This is a genomic window from Streptomyces sp. NPDC060027, from assembly GCF_042737005.1.
GTDB lineage: Bacteria > Actinomycetota > Actinomycetes > Streptomycetales > Streptomycetaceae > Streptomyces.
This window is the reverse complement of sequence record NZ_JBHWVI010000177.1, coordinates 1-18,523: the sequence shown is the minus strand read 5'-3', so window position 1 is coordinate 18,523 and position 18,523 is coordinate 1. Positions and strand designations below refer to the sequence as shown.

Genomic DNA, 18,523 nt, shown 5'->3' with positions numbered 1-18,523 from the left:
GGTGTGCGCGGGCCCGGCGGGGTGGGGCGGGACGGTCGGGGTGGTCGGGACGGTGGACGGTCGGGCGGTTCGGCGGCCTCGGGGTCGAGTCCGCCGCGAGAACGGCCGGGACCGTCGTCGGCCGGCCGCTCTTCGGCCGCTAGTCGGCGAAGGCGGCGCCGAACTGCGGGGCGCCCGAGGTCGAGACTCCCGAGGTGCTCGGCGAGACGGTGCGGGAGCCGGTCGTGGTGATCACGCTGCCGTTGGAGGGCAGGTAGGTGACCGCGCCGTTGCCGCTGTTCTCGTACGAGCCGACGAGCAGGTCGGCCTTGCCGTCGCCGGTGACGTCGTCGAGCTTGACGTCCGCGCCGAACAGGTCGGACTTCTCGTCGGTGCCGGGGACGCCCGCCGTGCTCTGCGAGAAGGCCTGCGCGCCGGAGGAGACCTTGACGCCCGCCGCGGAGCCGTACAGGACGGTGACCATGCCGGTGTTGGAGACGCCGTCGACGTCCTCGTCCGGGGCGGAGACGACCACGTCCTGGAAGCCGTCGCCGTTGATGTCGCCCAGGTCCAGCTCCCAGCCGAAGCCGTCGCCCTCCTCCGAGGCGCCGGGGACGTTGCCGGTGTTCTGGGTGATGCCGGAGGTGCCGGCCGGGCCGGACGCGGAGCCGTAGGTGATGTTCACCTTGCCGCCGTCGGCGGCGTCCGGGACGGGCGTGCCGTCCTCGGCCGTGGCGTCCCAGCCCGCGCCGCTGACGATGTCGGCGTAGCCGTCGCCGTTGATGTCACCGATGCCGGTGATAATGCCGGGCTTGAGGGCCTGCGCGGACGCGACGCTCAGACCGCTCGCCGTGCCGGGCACGAAGTAGTTCGTGTTCCAGAAGTCGCCGGTCTGCGTCTCGAAGCCGTCGACGATCAGGTCGGTTCTGCCGTCGCCGTTCACGTCGCCCGCGGTCAGGCTGACCGGGCCGTAGGGCTCGTCGTTGGTGCCCGTGTCGATCGGGGGCTTGATCGTCGTACGGCCGCCGGGGGTGCCGGCCGTGCTGAAGCCGCCCTTGTAGACGTAGATCGTGTTCGACGAGCTGCCGACGGCCAGGTCGGCCTTTCCGTCGCCGTCGAAGTCGCCGGCGGCCAGGTCCTTGCCCCAGTAGTCGTGCGAGGAGGGGGACGGGTCCGGGACGCTGATGGCTTTGCCGGTGAGACCGCTCGCGGAGCCCCAGAGGATGGCGAGGCCGCCGCCGTTGGTGTCGGTGCCGACCTTCTCCGACGGGGACCCGACGGCGAGGTCGTCGTATCCGTCGTTGTTGAAGTCGGCGTACGCCGACTCGACGCCGAAGGCGTCCCCGGCCTCGGCGGTGCCCGGGACGCCGGAGGTGTTCTGGCTGATCGTGGAGCGCTTGGCGGACGATACGCCGGTGGAGGTGCCGTAGAGGGCGACGATCTGGCCGGCGCCGGCGTGACCGCTGACGTAGGCGCCGTGCGCCGAGAAGGCCACGTCGCCGCGACCGTCTCCGTTGAAGTCGGCCTGCGGGACCGTGGCGGAGTCCGCGGCGGTCGCGGTCGCGGCCGAGAAGGTGAGCAGACCGCCCGTCAGCGCGGCAGCGGTGGCCGTCGCGAGGGCGAGTCGCACGTGGTGCGGGTGACGCTTGTGCATGCTGGATTCTCCTGCGGCATGCGGGGACGCTTGGCGCGCATCCCCTGTCAATGGGAGCCGACCGTCCGCGTTTGCCGTGAGTTGTCCGGCAGTTCACTGACCGATCGGCGAACAGGAGACCGTTGATGGGGTGTCAGGGTTGTACGTGAGTTCGAGAAATTTCAGCGACCGCTGAGTTCCCTGTGACCGCTGAGCTCTGTGTGACCGCTGAGTTCCGTGTGACTGTCGAGCCCCCCGTGACCCGTGACCCCGGAGCCCGCAGGCCTACGACGTCAGGAACTCCGATGTCGAGAAGGTGACCGCCGGCCTGGTCGCGAGCAGACCCTTCGCCTCGCCCGGGAACACGGCCACCGTGTCCCTGGTCTCGCCCCGGTACGTCCGCACCACCAGGTCGGCACGCCCGTCCCCGGTGAAGTCGGCGACGGCCAGGACGCGGGTGGTGCCCTCGGCGGGCGGCTTCACGGTCACCGTGCCGGTCGCGGACAGTCCGGCCGCCCGGCCCCGGAGGACGCGCAACGCCGTTCCGCTGGAGACGAGTTCGCTGAGCCCGTCCCCGTCGAAGTCACCCGCGTCGAGGACCGATCCCGGGATGGCGACCGTCCCGCGGGCGGCGCCGGGGAGGTCGTAGCGCAGAGACGTTCCGCCCATCGATCCGACGGCCGCGTCGAGTGCCCTGCCCCGTCCGAAGCGGCCGAACGCCACGTCGACGCCGGCCGGCAGGGAGGCCCCGGTGCGGGTGGGGCCCGCCGGTCCGCCGAGGACGACGGCGGAGGTGGCGGCGCCGTCGGCCGCCGTACGGACGAGGAGGTCGTCGTAGCCGTCGCGGTTCACGTCGGCGGCGGGCCCGGTCGGCACATTGCCCGGCGATGCGAGCGGCTTCCCCGCGGCGCGCGGGGTGCCCTTGCGGCTGAACGGGCCGCGCAGATAGCTCAGTTCGCCGTTGGAGGCGTGCACGACGAGGTCCTGCGCGCCGTCGCCGTCGAAGTCGCCGCAGACCGGCTGGTCGGGCCAGTCATTGCCGAAACGTGCCTGCGCGGGGATGACGAGCCGCACTCCCTTGCCGTTCAGGCCGTCGGGGGAGCCGAAGAGGATCTGGAGGGGGACCGGGGGCTGCCCCTGGCCGTCGTAGGGCGGGTCGGTCGACACGACGAGATCCGTGTAACCGTCCTTGTCCAGGTCGCAGCTCTCCTCCGCGTCGAAGACGGCGGGGAGCCGGCCCTTGGTCGCGGCGGCCTGCTTGCGCGGATCGAGCAACTGCCGCGCCCCGGGCGTGAGTCCGCGCGCACCGCCGTAGACGATCCCGATGCCCGCGTCGTCGGCGTGGCTCTGCTCCTTGACCAGGTCGTCGATCACCAGGTCGCGGTGTCCGTCGCCGTTGAAGTCGTCGGCGACCTTGCTGCCCTTGCCATGCGGTACGGGGAGCGGGGCCGGGGCGTCGGCGACCCGCACGGGTGTGTGCTCGGGGGCCGCGGCGCCGCCGGTGGGGCCGCAGGCGGCGAGGAGGAGGACGCACCCGAGAGCCGTCGCCGTATGTGTCCCGCGTGTTCGCCCGCGCACCGCTCACCTCGTCAGCCCCGTTGAAAACGACTGGGTAATGATGCACGCGTTCGAGATACGGCGACACCCCCGTGCTCCGGAGAGCACGGGGGTGCCGGTCGTACCGATCGGATCCGGCCGGTCGGCTGTGCGGGCCGGCCGGACCTCTCGTGCCGCTACTTCACGGGTTCGGGCTCCGGCTCGTTCTCCGACTCGGACGCGCCCGCCGGGGGCTCGTCGTCGACCGGGGTCTTGACGGACTCCAGGAGAAGCTGGGCGACGTCGACGACCTGGATCGACTCCTTGGCCTTGCCGTCGTTCTTCTTGCCGTTGACCGAGTCGGTCAGCATGACGAGGCAGAACGGGCAGGCGGTGGAGACGATGTCCGGGTTCAGCGACAGGGCCTCGTCGACGCGCTCGTTGTTGATGCGCTTGCCGATCCGCTCCTCCATCCACATCCGCGCGCCACCGGCACCGCAGCAGAAGCCGCGCTCCTTGTGGCGGTGCATCTCCTGCTGGCGCAGGCCCGGGACGGCGGACATGATCTCGCGCGGGGGCGTGTAGACCTTGTTGTGGCGGCCCAGGTAGCAGGGGTCGTGGTAGGTGATGAGCCCCTCCACCGGGGTCACCGGGAGCAGCTTGCCCTCGTCGATGAGGTGCTGGAGCAGCTGGGTGTGGTGGATGACCTCGTAGTCGCCGCCGAGCTGCGGGTACTCGTTGCCGATGGTGTTGAGGCAGTGCGGGCAGGTGGCGACGATCTTCTTCGCCGTCCGCGGCTTCTTGGTCGATTCGTCCTCGTCGTCCTCGCCGAACGCCATGTTCAGGGCGGCGACGTTCTCCATGCCGAGTTCCTGGAACAGCGGTTCGTTGCCGAGGCGGCGGGCGGAGTCACCGGTGCACTTCTCGTCGCCGCCCATGATCGCGAACTTGACGCCCGCCATGTGCAGCAGTTCGGCGAAGGCCTTCGTGGTCTTCTTCGCCCGGTCCTCCAGGGCGCCGGCGCAGCCGACCCAGTACAGGTACTCGACCTCGGTCAGGTCCTCGATGTCGCGGCCGACGACGGGGATCTCGAAGTCGACCTCCTTGGTCCATTCGAGGCGCTGCTTCTTGGCCAGACCCCAGGGGTTGCCCTTCTTCTCCAGGTTCTTGAGCATCGTGCCCGCCTCGGACGGGAACGCGCTCTCGATCATCACCTGGTAGCGGCGCATGTCGACGATGTGGTCGATGTGCTCGATGTCGACCGGGCACTGCTCGACACAGGCGCCGCAGGTGGTGCAGGACCACAGGACGTCCGGGTCGATGACGCCGTTCTCCTCGGCGGTGCCGATGAGGGGGCGCTCGGCCTCGGCGAGGGCGGCCGCGGGGACGTCCTTGAGCTGCTCCTCGGACGCCTTCTCCTCGCCCTCCATGTTCTTGCCGCCGCCGGCCAGCAGGTACGGGGCCTTGGCGTGCGCGTGGTCGCGCAGCGACATGATGAGGAGCTTGGGGGAGAGGGGCTTGCCGGTGTTCCAGGCGGGGCACTGCGACTGGCAGCGGCCGCACTCGGTGCAGGTGGAGAAGTCGAGCAGGCCCTTCCAGGAGAACTGCTCGACCTGGGAGACACCGAAGACGTCGTCCTCACCGGGGTCGGTGAAGTCGATGGCCTTGCCGTCCGAGGTCATCGGCTGGAGGCCGCCGAGGGCGGTCCCGCCGGTTGCCTCGCGCTTGAACCAGATGTTCGGGAACGCCAGGAAGCGGTGCCAGGCCACGCCCATGTTGGTGTTGAGCGAGACCACGATCATCCAGATGAACGAGGTGCTGATCTTCACCATGGCGGTGAGGTAGATCAGGTTCTGCAGGGTGGTGACGCCAAGCCCCTTGAAGGCCAGAACCAGCGGGTACGAGGCGAAGTACGCGGCCTCGTAGTGCTCCACGTGGTGGATGGCGCCCTCGAGGCCACGCAGCACGTAGATGGCGAGGCCGATGGTGAGGATGACGTACTCGACGAAGTACGCCTGGCCGGCCTTGGAGCCCGCGAAGCGGGACTTGCGGCCGGGGCGGGACGGCAGGCTCATCAGGCGGATCACGATGAGCACGGCGATACCGAGGATCGTCATCACGCCGATGAACTCGATGTACAGCTCGAAAGGCAGGAAGCCGCCGATGACCGGCAGCGTCCAGTCGGCCTGGAAGAGCTGGCCGAAGGCTTGGGCCAGGGTCGGCGGCAGGGTCAGGAAGCCAATCGCCACGAACCAGTGGGCGAAGCCCACGATGCCCCAGCGGTTCATCCGCGTGTGGCCGAGGAACTCCTTGACGAGCGTCACGCTGCGCGCGTAGGGGTTGTCGGTCCGCGTACCGGCCGGGACCGGCTGGCCCAGTTTGAAGTACTGGACGAACTGACCGATGGCGCGTGCGAGCAGCGCGACGCCGACCACGGTCAGGACCAGCGACACAATGATCGCGGCGAGTTGCATTCGGGGGCTCCTCGGGCCTGCGAGGTGTTGCTTCGAGGGTGACCTCGAAGGTGATTACTAAGCGGTAACTTATGCAGTCCGTCTGAGACTACCCACTTCTTCCGCCGCACTGTAGCCAGAGGTGCGGTGATCTGCGTCGCTGAGGGAAGCCTGACCGACCGCGCCGGGGGCGGGCAGAAGGTCCGGTCGGCCCGGGAGCGACAGGACACGTAAACCCGATCGTGTTATTCGCACAATACTGTGACAATTACCCCTAAATTAGCGATGTGCTGTACGGAATCTCGGCCGCCACCGCCGCTCTGCTCCTCGCCGCCGCGCTCGCCGCGCTGCTGCGGTCGTTCTCTCTGCGCTTCGGTGTGGCCGACGGGACGGGGCCACCCTCCCGCCGGGCCAGGCCGCGAGCGCCCGGGAGAGGGCGGCCGGTCCCCCTGCTCGGCGGGGTGGCCGTCGTGGCCGGGACGGCGTTCGTCGGCTGGGCCGGCGACTGGACCGGTGTCGCCCCGCTCGGACCGGAGGCCGGACGGCTGCTGGTCGCCGGGATCGCGGTCGCCCTGCTCGGGCTGGCCGCCGATCTGCTCCCCGTGCCCCCGGTCGTGTGCGTGGCCGGAGTCGCCGCGGCCGCCGCGCTGACCGTTCCCCATGACGAACTCGGCGTGCCGGGAGGGGTGCTGGCCGTCGTCTGGGTCGTCCTCGTGACGCACGCCTTCCGCTCCCTCGACCATGCCGACGGGGTGATGGGGACGGTCGGCGTGATCACCGCGTTCGCGCTCAGCGGGTGCGCGGCGGCCGAGGTCATGGACGGGCTCGCGGCGCTGCTCAGCGTGCTGGCCGCCGCCCTCACCGGCCTTCTGATGCACGGATGGCCGCCGGCCCGGATCGCGCCGGGCCGGTGCGGGTCGCTGTTCGCCGGGTTCGTGCTGGCCTCGGCGGTCGTGCTGGTGCACGCGGAGCGGCCCGCGGGGCCCGGCTTCGGTGCCGGGTTCGCGCTGACGGCCGTGGCCAGCGCCGACGCCGTCCTGGTCCTCGTGTCGCGGCGGCGGGCGGGGAGACCGCTGCTGCGGCCCGCGCCGGACCATCTGGTGCACCGGCTGCGGCGGGCGGGGCTGACCCGGCAGGGGGTCCTGGTCGTGACAGGGCTCGCCGCGTTCGCGGGTGCGCTCGTCGGGCTGCTCATCGATCTGGGGTGGCTGGGGGCGGGGGCCGCCTGGTGGGTGGCCGGTGCCGTGGCGCTGGTCGCCGTCGCGGGGGCCGTTCGTCCGGGGCCCCGCTCGCGCCGTACCCCTCCGCATGCGATTCCCTCCCCCGGGGGACCCGTCCCGAGATCCGCGTACCGGCCGGGGAGACCCCGCCGGGCGGCTCCGGACGCGGTGAGGGTGCACTGACGCTGAGAGAAAACCGCAGGCCAGAGGCTACCTGCGTGTAAGGAACGGATAAGAGTTGAGCCCCTACGACTCAGGTCTGTTGACCGAGAGGCGGACGTCGTGCACACTTGAGTCCGTTCCACTCAAGTCATTGCTGGAGGAATCGAAATGGCACGTGCGGTCGGCATCGACCTGGGCACGACGAACTCTGTCGTCAGCGTTCTGGAGGGCGGCGAGCCCACCGTCATCACCAACGCCGAGGGCGCCAGGACCACGCCGTCCGTCGTCGCCTTCGCGAAGAACGGTGAGGTGCTCGTCGGCGAGGTCGCCAAGCGCCAGGCGGTCACGAACGTGGACCGGACCATCCGTTCGGTGAAGCGTCACATGGGCACGGACTGGAAGATCGAGCTCGACGGGAAGAGCTTCAACCCGCAGCAGATGAGCGCCTTCATCCTGCAGAAGCTGAAGCGTGACGCCGAGGCGTACCTGGGCGAGAAGGTGGCCGACGCGGTCATCACCGTCCCGGCGTACTTCAACGACTCCGAGCGTCAGGCGACGAAGGAGGCCGGCGAGATCGCGGGCCTGAACGTCCTGCGCATCGTGAACGAGCCCACCGCCGCGGCCCTGGCGTACGGCCTCGACAAGGACGACCAGACGATCCTCGTCTTCGACCTCGGTGGCGGCACCTTCGACGTGTCCCTCCTGGAGATCGGTGACGGCGTCGTCGAGGTGAAGGCCACCAACGGTGACAACCACCTCGGTGGTGACGACTGGGACCAGCGGGTCATGGACTACCTGGTCAAGCAGTTCCAGGCCGGTCACGGCGTGGACCTGTCCAAGGACAAGATGGCCCTCCAGCGCCTCCGCGAGGCCGCTGAGAAGGCGAAGATCGAGCTGTCCTCGTCCACCGAGACCTCGATCAACCTGCCCTACATCACGGCGTCCGCCGAGGGCCCGCTGCACCTGGACGAGAAGCTCACGCGCGCCCAGTTCCAGCAGCTGACGGCCGACCTTCTGGAGCGCTGCAAGACGCCGTTCCACAACGTCATCAAGGACGCCGGCATCAACCTCTCCGAGATCGACCACGTCGTTCTCGTGGGCGGCTCCACCCGTATGCCCGCCGTCGCCGAGCTCGTCAAGGAGCTGACCGGTGGCAACGAGGCCAACAAGGGTGTGAACCCGGACGAGGTCGTCGCCATCGGCGCCGCACTCCAGGCCGGTGTCCTCAAGGGTGAGGTCAAGGACGTCCTGCTCCTCGACGTGACCCCGCTGTCCCTCGGTATCGAGACCAAGGGAGGGATCATGACCAAGCTCATCGAGCGCAACACCACGATCCCGACCAAGCGCTCCGAGATCTTCACGACGGCCGAGGACAACCAGCCGTCCGTCCAGATCCAGGTCTACCAGGGCGAGCGCGAGATCGCGGCGTACAACAAGAAGCTCGGGATGTTCGAGCTGACCGGTCTGCCGCCGGCCCCGCGTGGCGTCCCGCAGATCGAGGTCGCCTTCGACATCGACGCCAACGGCATCATGCACGTGACCGCGAAGGACCTGGGCACGGGCAAGGAGCAGAAGATGACCGTCACCGGCGGCTCCTCGCTGCCGAAGGACGAGGTCGACCGGATGCGCCAGGAGGCCGAGAAGTACGCGGAGGAGGACCACGCCCGCCGCGAGGCCGCCGAGACCCGCAACCAGGGCGAGCAGCTCGTCTACCAGACGGAGAAGTTCCTCAAGGACAACGAGGACAAGGTCCCCGGTGACGTCAAGACCGAGGTCGAGGCCTCCGTCGAGGAGCTGAAGGCCGCGCTCAAGGGCGAGGACACCGCCGAGATCCGTACCGCCACCGAGAAGGTCGCCGCGGTCTCGCAGAAGCTGGGCCAGGCCATGTACGCCGACGCCCAGGCCGCGCAGGCGGCGGGCGGCGACGCTCCCGGTGCCGAGGCCCCGAGGGCCGACGACGACGTCGTCGACGCCGAGATCGTCGACGAGGACCGCAAGGACGGTGCCGCGTGACGGAGGAGACCCCGGGCTTCGAAGAGCAGCCCGACGTCCCTTCCGGCGCCACCTCTGACGACGCCGAGCCGCAGTCCGCCACCCCCTCTGCGGAGGGGGCGGCGGCCCCGGACGGGGACGTAGCAGCACAGTTGGTCGGCCTGACGGCCCAGCTGGACCAGGCACGCACGGCAGTCACCGAGCGCACCGCGGACCTCCAGCGGCTCCAGGCCGAGTTCCAGAACTACCGCCGCCGTGTCGAGCGCGACCGGATCGCGGTCAAGGAGGTCGCCGTGGCGAGCCTCCTGACCGAGCTCCTGCCCGTGCTCGACGACATCGGCCGCGCGCGGGACCACGGCGAGCTCGTCGGCGGATTCAAGTCCGTCGCCGAGTCCCTCGAGACCGTCGCGGCGAAGATGGGGCTCCAGCAGTTCGGCAAGGAGGGCGAGCCCTTCGACCCGACGATCCACGAGGCCCTGATGCACTCGTACGCGCCGGACGTCACGGAGACGACGTGCGTGGCGATTCTGCAGCCGGGGTATCGCTTCGGCGAGCGCACCATCCGCCCCGCGCGGGTGGCCGTCGCCGAACCGCAGCCCGGGGCGCAGACGGTCAAGGCCGAGGAATCGGCCGAGGCGGTCGAGGACAAGGAGACCGGTGGCCCGGACGAGGGCTGAGCTTGACCGGATGAGGAAGGAGGGACGTCGGGGATGAGCACCAAGGACTTCATCGAGAAGGACTTCTACAAGGTCCTCGGCGTCCCCAAGGACGCCACCGAGGCCGAGATCAAGAAGGCGTACCGGAAGCTCGCCCGCGAGTTCCACCCGGACGCCAACAAGGGCAACACCAAGGCCGAGGATCGCTTCAAGGAGATCTCCGAGGCGAACGACGTCCTCGGCGACCCCAAGAAGCGCAAGGAGTACGACGAGGCACGCGCCCTCTTCGGCAACGGTGGCTTCCGGCCGGGTCCCGGCGCGGGCGGCGGCAACTTCAACTTCGACCTGGGCGACCTCTTCGGAGGCGGTGCCCAGGGCCAGGGAGCGGGAGGAGCCGGCGGCTTCGGCGGCGGCATCGGGGACGTCTTCGGCGGCCTGTTCAACCGCGGCGGCGCCACCACGGGGACGCGTACGCAGCCCCGGCGTGGCCAGGACATCGACACCGAGGTCACGCTGTCCTTCACGGAGGCGGTGGACGGCGCGACCGTTCCGCTGCGCATGACCTCGCAGCAGCCGTGCAAGGCCTGCTCCGGCACCGGCGACAAGAACGGCACACCGCGCGTGTGCCCGACCTGTGTCGGCACCGGCCAGGTGGCACGGGGCTCCGGTGGCGGGTTCTCGCTGACGGACCCCTGCCCGGACTGCAAGGGCCGCGGCCTCATCGCCGAGCACCCCTGCATGGAGTGCACGGGCAGCGGCCGCGCCAAGTCGTCCCGCACGATGCAGGTCCGCATCCCGGCGGGGGTCACCGACGGGCAGCGGATCCGGCTGCGCGGCAAGGGCGCGCCCGGCGAACGGGGCGGCCCGTCCGGCGACCTGTACGTCACCGTCCATGTGGACGCCCACCCGGTCTTCGGCCGCAAGGGCGACAACCTCACCGTCACCGTGCCCGTCACCTTCACGGAGGCGGCGCTCGGTGGAGAGGTGAAGGTGCCGACGCTGGGCGGACCCGCGGTGACCCTGAAGCTGCCGCCGGGCACGCCCAATGGACGCACCATGCGCGCCCGGGGAAGGGGCGCGGTCCGCAAGGACGGCACCCGGGGCGATCTCCTCGTCACCGTCGAAGTGGCGGTCCCCCAGGACGTGTCGGGCAAGGCTCGTGACGCCCTGGAGGCGTATCGCGAGGCGACCGCGGGTGAGGATCCGCGGGCGGAGCTGTTCCAGGCCGCGAAGGGAGCATGACGGAGCCATGGATACGACCGGGCGTCGGCGCAACCCGTACGAACTGACCGAGGAGACACCGGTCTACGTCATCTCGGTGGCGGCCCAGCTCTCCGGACTGCATCCGCAGACCCTGCGTCAGTACGACCGGCTGGGTCTGGTCTCTCCCGACCGCACGGCCGGGCGGGGCCGCCGCTACTCGGCCCGTGACATCGAACTGCTGCGCGCCGTCCAGCAGTTGTCGCAGGACGAGGGCATCAACCTGGCCGGCATCAAGCGCATCATCGAGCTGGAGAACCAGGTGGCCGCGCTCCAGTCCCGCGTGGCGGAGCTGGAGTCGGCCCTCGACGGCGCCGCGGCCGCCATGCAGCAGCGCGAGGCCGCCGTGCACGCCTCGTACCGTCGCGACCTGGTCCCGTACCAGGAGGTCCAGCAGACCAGCGCGCTGGTGGTGTGGCGACCGAAGCGGTCGTCCGAGTAGGACCCGAACACCTCAAGGGGCCCGGAGGTCATCGACCTCCGGGCCCCTTCGTGTGTCGTCACGCGTCTAACGGTTGACCATGACCTCGACCGAGGCCTCCCGCTCACCCACCCGGCCGTACACGTCCACGGCGCGCACGGAGACCGTGCAGGGACCCGTGTACCGCGGGGTCCAGGCGATGCTGTCCGAGTCCGTGAACCGGGTGCCGCTGGAGCCGCAGGCTCCGGAGATGTCCCAGGAGTACCCCTTCAGCGGCCGTCCCTCGTCACCCGTCCCGGGCCGTACGCCGAGGGTGATGGGGAAGCGGGTTCCTCCCTCGGAGACCACGGTCAGCCGCGGCGCGGCGGGCCCGGTGGCGGTGGCCGGCGTCAGACGGTCGACGGCGGCCTGCGCGGAGGGCACCGACTCCGCGCCCCCGTCGTCGACCGAGGCGACGTAGTAGAACGCGGTGCCCTGCGGGGCGGAGGTGTCCCCGTAGGAGGTGTCCGTCGCCCCGGCGCCGCCCACCAGGGTCCACGCGCCCTGAGCGGACGTACGGCGATAGACGTGGAACCCGGTGACCATCGCGTCGGGGTCCTTCGCCAGGGTCCAGGTGACCTGGGTGGACGCGTCGGCGGCAGTGCCCCGGAGCGCGGACGGCGCGGGCGCCGTGGACTCCTCGGGGCGCATGACCGTCACGCCCTCGGAGACGGGCGAGATGTTCCCGGCGCCGTCGACGGCCTGGACGGTGTACCTGTAGTCGGTCCCCACCTCCGCGATCGGGTCCGTGTAGGACGTCCCGAACACGGGCTCGGGCCCGTCGGGGTCGCTCTGCCCGAGCGGTGCGGCCCACACCTGGTAGTGGTCGACGTCCGCCGAAGAGGCCGACCACGTCAGGGCGTTGCCCGCGGTGGTGCCCTGACCCGACAGACCGGTGACGCGCGCGGGCACCGTCCGGTCGGCGGTGGTCACCGAGCGGGCCGTCGTCCCCTCGGACTCGTTGCCCGCCTTGTCGTAGGCACGGACCTCGTAGTCATAGGTCACGCCGGTCACCGGGAGGGTCGTGTCGGTGTACGAGGTGGCGGTCGTCGTGGTCAGCCGTGTCCAGGTGGTGCTGTTCTTGAGGCGGCGGTAGACGCGGTAGCCCGCGAGGTCCATCTCCTTGTTCTTCGACCAGGAGACCTTGGCCTTGCCCGTGACGGTGTCGTACGTCGCCGAAGAGCCGGTCGGCACAAGTGGCTTGATCTTGTCGATAGCGGCGGAAGTGACGGGTTTGTAGGCGAAGGTGACATTTGCCTTTCCCGTCCAATTGACGAAGTCGATGCGCAGAGTGTGCTTTCCGTGTGGAATGGCGAGGTTGACCGTTTTGGACCGGGTGGCCGGAACGTTCTTCCAGAGGTCGACCTTGGGCTCCTCGTCCAGATAGACCCGTATTCCGTCCTGCGCCGTCACGAGGAGGGTGAAGGGGCCGCCCGAGCCGAAATCCCGGGTCACTGTCCAGCGGACGCCGAAGCCGTTGGCGGGCAGGCCCGGGGCGGGCGCGCCGGAACCCCAGTTCTGGTCGATCGCGGAGTCGCAGTCCGTCTTCTTCGGTGTGCCCGAGAATGTGGTGTTCGCATAGAACTGCCGCTTATAAACGGGCGATGTGCAGTTCGTCACTGCGGAGGAGGCGGTGCCGGCCGCGGTGAGCAGTCCGCCCGCGGTGGCGAGCACGAGGACCGAGGAGAGCGTGCCCGTCGTGCTGATGGCTCTGTTCATGCGTTCCTTCTGGTCCGCCCGATCGTCAACAGCGGTTAAAAACCGTTGACGATCACGACTCCCGGGAGCGGGAGTTGGTTGTACACGTGAATGACAGAAGGTGAAGCTGAGGGGATTGCTCGAAGGTTGGGCGTAGTCTCTTCCCGTCGTGTTCACTTGTGGAACACGAAACGCCGTTGCCATCTCGTTAAGTGGTTACTCCTTGACGCTGAGGTGATCGCCGCGTTGGCTTTCAGCCACCTGGGTCGCAATGCTGCAACCTCGCCCGGAAGGCACCTGATGTGAACACTCGTAACACCGGCCTCCGCCGTACCGTCATATCCCTGGCGTCGTCCGCCATGGCCATCACACTCGTCGGCTGCGGCGCGGGCGGGCTCGGTGGAAGCGACACCAAGGCCAGCCCCACGAAGGGCGACGACATCACGGTGGGTCTGCTCCTTCCGGAGAAGGAGAACACCCGTTACGAGAAGTTCGACTACCCGATCATCGCGGAGCAGGTGAAGAAGCTCACCGAGAAGAAGGGCACCGTCGCCTACGCCAACGCCGAGCAGGACGCCGCCAAGCAGCTCCGCCAGCTCCAGCAGATGGTGGACGACAAGGTCGACGTCATCCTGGTGGACGCGGTGGACTCGGTCTCCATCGCGAAGGGCGTGCGCAAGGCCAAGGACGCCGGTATCCCGGTCATCGCCTACGACCGTCTGGCGCAGGGCCCGATCGACGCGTACATCTCCTTCGACAACGAGCTGGTCGGTCAGGTCCAGGGCAAGGCCCTGGTTGCCGCGCTGGGCCCCAACCCCGGCTCGAAGAAGATCATCATGATGAACGGCTCGCCGACCGACCCGAACGCGGCGCAGTTCAAGGCCGGTGCCCTCAGTGAGCTCGAGGACAAGGTGATCATCGCCAAGAAGTACGACACCAAGGACTGGAACCCGGTCAACGCCAAGGCCAACATGGAGACGTCCATCCAGGCCGTCGGCCTGAGCAACATCGCCGGTGTCTACTCCGCCAACGACGGCATCGCGGGCGCGGTCATCGACTCCCTCAAGAGCGCGGGCGTCAGCAAGGTGCCGCCGGTCACCGGCCAGGACTCCGAGCTCATCGCCGTGCAGCGGATCATCAAGGGCGACCAGTTCATGAGCGTGTACAAGTCGTACCCGCAGGAGGCCAGCGCCGCCGCCGAGATGGCGGTCGCCAAGGTCCAGGGCCGCTCGATCGAGTTCGACGCCCTCACCCGTGACAAGGTCAGCAGCCCCACGGACAAGGACATCCCGGCCCAGCTCGTGCCCGTGGTGGGTCTGACCAAGGACAACATCGAGGACACGGTCATCCAGGACAGCATCTACAACGTCAAGCAGATCTGCGTGGCACCGTACAAGGCGGCCTGCGCCGCGATCGGTCTCAAGTAGGTCGCCCGGCCGGGGCGCCCCGGCCGGGCGCTCACCGCACCGTCTCGGGGCGAGGCGGTCGGCACGGGTCCTCGCCGTCGTGACGGGCGGCGAGGAGGGTCCTTCGGGGGTGCTGGGCGGCGGTCCGCCCGTCCGGCAACCGGATGTCCCGGCCGGGCCCCACCCGGCCTCTCTGGGGCCCTTGGGGCCCCTGGGGTCGTGCGCTCCGCGGTGCGGCATGATCGCCGCATGTCCAGGATCGTGTTGATGTCCGACCCGAAGATCGCCGCGATACCCGTCGTGGACTGCGGCGAGCCGCTCCTCGACGTACGGGCGGAGGACCCCTTCCCCCTCGACGCCCGCAGACGGGACGACTCGGGGGCGTACGCGCATCTGCGCGAAGGGGTGCTGAACCGGCTCGTGGCGGCCGGGGAGCTGCTGCCCGACGGCATACGGCTGCTGTTCGTCGAGGGCTACCGCCCGCCCTCGCTGCAGCGGCTCTACTTCGACCGGTACGCCGCCGGACTGCGGGCGGAACACCCCGAGTGGGACGCCGCGCGCCTGCGCGACGCGGCGAGCCGTTACGTGTCCCCGCCCGAGATCGCCCCGCACAGCGCGGGCGCCGCCGTCGACCTCACCCTCGTCGACGCGGACGGCCGGGAGCTGGACATGGGCACCCCGGTGAACGCGAACCCCGAGGAGAGCGACGGCGCCTGCTACAGCGCCGCGGACGGCATCAGCGGGACGGCACGGGCCCACCGTCGGCTGCTGTCCGACGCGCTGACCGCCGCGGGCCTAGTCAACTACCCCACCGAGTGGTGGCACTGGTCGTACGGCGACCGCTACTGGGCGCTCGCCACGGGCGCCGGTCACGCGCTCTACGGGCCCCGCGAACTCGAGGGGTGAGTTCCGGGGCGAACTCGACGCCGAGGCCGGTCGGACGTCCGGGAGACGCCCTCTTCAGCTTGTTGCAACGGGCGCGGCGGGGGTCAGGATTTATCAGGATGAGCAGGGGTGAAAAGACGCCCGGGGGCAGCGCAGCCGTGTTGCGATGCCGGACGCGTCCGCGCATAGTTGCGCTGCGGAGGACGCCCTGACGCGGGCTCACGCCAGGGACGGAGCGGGAGCCAGGGGTGGGAGATGGCCGGGCACGGGACGGACAGGCATCCGCACGGCGCTGACCGACTGTGCGAGGCCGGCGACCGGGTGTACTCCCGGGCCGTGCGGCGGGGCCGGGTGCCCCGCGAGGACGCCGAGGCGGTGCCCTGCCTGGTGGAGCTGGCGTTGCTGCACCCCGATCCCGACGACATGGGCTGGCTGGTGCCGACCTCGCCCCAGGAGGTCATGACACGGCTCCTGCGGGGCGTGTACGAGGAAGTCAGCGCGAGCCAGGCCCGGGTGGGCGACGCGGTGTCGGCCTTCGAGTGGTACGCGGGGCTCGGCGGCCGGGTACGGGCACCGGCCGAGGGAGTGGCGATCCGTGTCCTCGACGGGCTGCCGCGGATCCACGCCGCCATGGACAAGGCCACCTCGGAGTGCACCAGTGAGGTGCTGACGGTGCAGCCGGGCGGCATCCGGCGCGAGGACGAACTCGTGGAGGGCCTGCACCGGGCCCTGGAGATGCGGCGGCGCGGGGTGCGCATGCGCGATCTGTACACCCACGTGGCGCGGCACGGCCAAGGGCTGCTGAACTACATGGAGTTGATGGGCGACGCGGCCGAGGCCCGTACCCTCGACGAGGTGGTCGAACGCCTCATCCTCTTCGACCGTACGGTCGCCTTCATCCCCGCGAACCCGGACCGCACGATCGCGCTGGAACTGCGGCACCCGGCGCTGGTGGACTACCTGGTGACGGTCTTCGAGCGGCTGTGGCGGCTGGCGATCCCGCTGGCCTCACCGCTCCCCTCGACGGGCATCGAGGGCATCACCCACCGGGAGCGGTCCATCGCGGCGCTGCTGGCCGAGGGGCACCAGGACGCGGTTGTCGCGGAACGCCTGGGCATCAGCGTGCGGACGTGCCGGGCGCACATCGCCCGGCTGTCGGAGACGCTGGGCGCGGCGAGCCGGACGCAGCTGGGCGTACGGATCGCTCAGGCGGGCCTGGACGGGCCGCAGCGGTCTCCGGCGCTGGAGACCGTCACCGTCGCGGAGGCGGCCCCTGGAGCCCCCGGTGTGCCCGACCGGGGCTCCCCGGGCGGCCGTTGACGCCGCCGGGGCCGGACTCCTGCTCCCGCCGCCGGGGTCACTCCCCTCCCTCGGGCTGGTCCAGGAGTCCCGACTGCGCTATCAGGAAACCGAGTTGCGCGCGGCTTCCGCTGCCGAGGGCGGAGGCCAGCTTGGCGATGTGGGCACGGCAGGTGCGGACGTTCATGCCCAGGCGGCGGGCTATGGCCTCGTCCACGTGGCCCTCCACGAGCAGTTTCGCGATGGAGTGCTGGATGTCCGTGATGCCGTCGGGGGCGGTTTCGTAGGGTGCGCCGGCGCTCAGCGGGACGGAGCGGCCCCACATGAACTCGAAGACCTTGATCAGGTAGCGGACGAGGCCCGGGTGACGAAGCTCGAGGGCCACCTTCTGGTCGTCGCGGGTGGGGATGAAGGCGACGGTCTCGTCGCAGATGATGAGCCGCTCGACCAGCTCGTCGATGGTGCGGTGCTCCACCTTGCCGTTCGAGAGCTGCTCCACGTAGGCCAGTTTCTCGGGGCTGTATCGCGCGGTGTGCTGATAGAGGGTCCGTATGCGCACACCACGTTCGATCAAAGGCCTGTCCCGCTCCAGCCCCTGAATGAGGTTGCGTTCGGGACGGGGGCCGCTCGGCTGGACCGTGAGCATCTCGGTCTGGCACTGGGCCGTGGCCAGGTCGAGTGCCGCGTTGATCCGGTCGTTGCCCTCGAGCACTGTGATCGAGTGAGTCGTCGCAGGCGCTTGCGCGCTGAGGGTCATGAACGGCTCGAAAGCATCGGCCAGTTGGATCGACATCCGTCTGCGCTCGGTGATTTCGCGCTCTATGGCGTTGAGCCGTTGGGCCAGGGCGGCCGACGGGGGCACGGGGCGCAGCCAGTTCGCATCGTCAGGATCCGGGTGGAGAAGGGCGAACTCCATCAAACAGGGAGTGCTCTCCACGTCTGCGCGGGCGATACGTCCCGTGCGGAGAGCGTTCGCATAAAGTCGGCCACCTTCCCCACACAACTCCGTCACCGCATGGGGATGTGTCGCTTTAGTCCCATTGGTTATCAAATCTCCACCCCCCAGGGTCCTGAACGTGCAGGAACATGATGCATCGATTGTGTGGCCATGACCTCCCTGAATGAGCCATCGTCGTATCCGACGGGGGAAGAGGGGACCTTCAAGTGAGGACGAAGCCGATTATGCGTAAGAAAATGCTTCGCTTGGTGCTTGTCGCCGCCTTCTCCGCCGTCACGGCCTTCGGAGCGCTGAGTGGCCTCTCCGATGCGAAGGGCGACGTTCGAGCAGACAGTGTCTGGCCAGCGGCAGTCGCGGTCACCGCAGTAGCCGGCGACAGCGTTTGGCCGGTGTCTCCTGACCGCACTGACGACAGCGTCTGGGCTTGACATGACTATTCCCCCGGACGACCGTTCCTTTCGCCGAGAAATGGCCACCGCCTACCGGTCCGGCTGGCACTTCATCGATCTGGTCACCGCCATCCCCGGCAGCGGCGACTCGCTGATGGTGACCGTGTTCGGGGAGCCCGTGGTCGTCACCCGCGACGATGACGAGGACGTACGGGCCTACCGGTGTCTGCGGCGGCCTCGGGGGGCGCCACAGCCAGTACGGTGCGCCATCCGTTACGGAATGATCTTTGTGAACCTCGACCAGCGCGACCACCGGCTGGCCGGCCCGGATGTCCCGGACATCGAGACCATCGCAGCCACCCCCCGCAGTGCCTGACGCGATTCCCCCGTCGTAGTAGATCGCGCAGGTACTTCCCCCCGCAGCGGGGGGGGGCCGGGGGGGGGCCCGGGGACCCCCCGCCGGGGGGATTGGGATGAGCACCGGCGACGCGCGGGCGGAAAAAAAAAAAAAAACACACCCAAACAACAAACAACACG

At 69.6% G+C, this 18,523-nt stretch carries 14 protein-coding genes; 9 read left to right on the top strand and 5 right to left on the bottom strand.

Annotated elements, in window-relative coordinates; all coding sequences use genetic code 11:
• Positions 1-139 precede the first annotated feature (139 nt).
• The 3 genes from ACFWBT_RS32155 to ACFWBT_RS32145 all read right to left on the bottom strand — a co-directional run bounded on the left by ACFWBT_RS32155 (position 140) and on the right by ACFWBT_RS32145 (position 5,622).
• Positions 140-1,633 carry an FG-GAP and VCBS repeat-containing protein gene (locus ACFWBT_RS32155; RefSeq protein WP_385706504.1) on the bottom strand — a complete coding sequence of 498 codons (1,494 nt, stop codon included), beginning with the start codon at positions 1,631-1,633 and terminating at the stop codon, positions 140-142.
• Positions 1,634-1,897: 264 nt separating this feature from the next.
• Positions 1,898-3,190 (bottom strand): FG-GAP repeat domain-containing protein, encoded by a 1,293-nt coding sequence (locus tag ACFWBT_RS32150; RefSeq protein ID WP_385706503.1) that lies wholly within the window; start codon positions 3,188-3,190, stop codon positions 1,898-1,900.
• Between the two features lie 155 nt (positions 3,191-3,345).
• A complete protein-coding gene (locus tag ACFWBT_RS32145; RefSeq protein WP_385706502.1) occupies positions 3,346-5,622 on the bottom strand; it encodes a heterodisulfide reductase-related iron-sulfur binding cluster in 2,277 nt (758 codons plus the stop codon).
• 266 nt (positions 5,623-5,888) lie between these two features.
• On the opposite strand from ACFWBT_RS32145, the gene ACFWBT_RS32140 reads away from it, so the two are divergent.
• The 5 genes from ACFWBT_RS32140 (at position 5,889) to ACFWBT_RS32120 (ending at position 11,333) form a co-directional block, all read left to right on the top strand.
• Complete coding sequence (locus ACFWBT_RS32140) at positions 5,889-7,004, top strand: undecaprenyl/decaprenyl-phosphate alpha-N-acetylglucosaminyl 1-phosphate transferase (protein WP_385706501.1); 1,116 nt, start codon at positions 5,889-5,891, stop codon at positions 7,002-7,004.
• Positions 7,005-7,151: 147 nt separating this feature from the next.
• Entirely contained in the window at positions 7,152-8,996 is a 1,845-nt protein-coding gene (gene dnaK, locus ACFWBT_RS32135) for a molecular chaperone DnaK (RefSeq protein WP_351547778.1), read from the top strand.
• Entirely contained in the window at positions 8,993-9,652 is a 660-nt protein-coding gene (gene grpE / locus ACFWBT_RS32130) for a nucleotide exchange factor GrpE (RefSeq protein WP_385706500.1), read from the top strand. The genes dnaK and grpE overlap by 4 nt, the downstream gene beginning before the upstream one ends.
• 33 nt (positions 9,653-9,685) lie before the next feature.
• Positions 9,686-10,873 (top strand): molecular chaperone DnaJ, encoded by a 1,188-nt coding sequence (gene dnaJ / locus ACFWBT_RS32125; protein ID WP_385706499.1) that lies wholly within the window; start codon positions 9,686-9,688, stop codon positions 10,871-10,873.
• 7 nt (positions 10,874-10,880) lie between these two features.
• Positions 10,881-11,333, top strand: coding sequence for a heat shock protein transcriptional repressor HspR (locus tag ACFWBT_RS32120; protein ID WP_385706498.1), 453 nt, complete (start codon positions 10,881-10,883; stop codon positions 11,331-11,333).
• 66 nt (positions 11,334-11,399) lie between these two features.
• Here the strand turns inward: ACFWBT_RS32120 and ACFWBT_RS32115 are convergent, their stop codons facing one another.
• Positions 11,400-13,070 carry a PA14 domain-containing protein gene (locus ACFWBT_RS32115; protein WP_385706497.1) on the bottom strand — a complete coding sequence of 557 codons (1,671 nt, stop codon included), beginning with the start codon at positions 13,068-13,070 and terminating at the stop codon, positions 11,400-11,402.
• 281 nt (positions 13,071-13,351) lie between these two features.
• On the opposite strand from ACFWBT_RS32115, the gene ACFWBT_RS32110 reads away from it, so the two are divergent.
• The 3 genes from ACFWBT_RS32110 (at position 13,352) to ACFWBT_RS32100 (ending at position 16,660) form a co-directional block, all read left to right on the top strand.
• The gene (locus ACFWBT_RS32110) at positions 13,352-14,476 is read left to right on the top strand and encodes a substrate-binding domain-containing protein (protein ID WP_385706496.1); all 1,125 of its coding nucleotides are present in this window, start codon (positions 13,352-13,354) and stop codon (positions 14,474-14,476) included.
• 228 nt (positions 14,477-14,704) lie between these two features.
• A complete protein-coding gene (locus ACFWBT_RS32105; RefSeq protein ID WP_385706495.1) occupies positions 14,705-15,361 on the top strand; it encodes a M15 family metallopeptidase in 657 nt (218 codons plus the stop codon).
• A gap of 234 nt (positions 15,362-15,595) precedes the next feature.
• Complete coding sequence (locus ACFWBT_RS32100; protein WP_385706494.1) at positions 15,596-16,660, top strand: LuxR C-terminal-related transcriptional regulator; 1,065 nt, start codon at positions 15,596-15,598, stop codon at positions 16,658-16,660.
• Between the two features lie 37 nt (positions 16,661-16,697).
• On the opposite strand, the gene ACFWBT_RS32095 is transcribed toward ACFWBT_RS32100, so the two are convergent.
• The gene (locus tag ACFWBT_RS32095) at positions 16,698-17,690 is read right to left on the bottom strand and encodes a helix-turn-helix transcriptional regulator (RefSeq protein ID WP_385706493.1); all 993 of its coding nucleotides are present in this window, start codon (positions 17,688-17,690) and stop codon (positions 16,698-16,700) included.
• A gap of 336 nt (positions 17,691-18,026) precedes the next feature.
• On the opposite strand from ACFWBT_RS32095, the gene ACFWBT_RS32090 reads away from it, so the two are divergent.
• Positions 18,027-18,362, top strand: coding sequence for a hypothetical protein (locus ACFWBT_RS32090; RefSeq protein ID WP_266760890.1), 336 nt, complete (start codon positions 18,027-18,029; stop codon positions 18,360-18,362).
• Positions 18,363-18,523 lie beyond the last annotated feature (161 nt).